General features: G+C 39.5%; 1 pseudogene. It reads right to left on the reverse strand.

From position 1 onward, the window contains the following. Positions 1 to 47 precede the first annotated feature (47 nt). Positions 48 to 386, reverse strand: a pseudogene (locus tag FD34_RS01865) (IS66 family transposase); the annotation flags it as partial. Positions 387 to 537: the final 151 nt, after the last annotated feature.

Raw genomic sequence — 537 nt, forward strand, 5'->3', positions numbered from 1 at the left:
AAAACTGACAATTTTAAACCGCCGTTTTCCTACATTTTAGTCCCGCCCTCTACAGTTATATGAATCGTCTTATCCACTTGAGGTAAACCATCCAAAAAAGCGGTCCGCTGACCAGAAGACTTGGCTTTCCGGTGACGCACCACTTGTTTTGTCTGCTTTTCAATCACTTCCGTGATTGAAACATTAGAATCTTGCAGCTGAGCTAGTTCATCATCACTAAACAGTGATTGCTGACCATCAACTACGGACTCAATTACTTCAGTTTTTTTCCCAAACATTTGGTTTTGCTGAAGCTTAATAATCGCTGTCAACTTATTAACCTGATCCTTCAAAGCTTTGATCTGCTGCTTAAGCTCTCGATTCTCTTCTACTAAACTCTTACTCATAGTACGTCACCTCTCTTTAAATTATTCTTCGGTAATTATATCAAAGAACAACGATTTTAAACAGAGGTAATTCAATAAAAGGTACCTGGTGTAGAGGGCAGCTTTGATCCGACGAACTGGCAACGGGTTTAATCCTTTCAATAACCAATCC

This window comes from Limosilactobacillus pontis DSM 8475 (assembly GCF_001435345.1).
In the GTDB taxonomy this organism is placed as follows: domain Bacteria; phylum Bacillota; class Bacilli; order Lactobacillales; family Lactobacillaceae; genus Limosilactobacillus; species Limosilactobacillus pontis.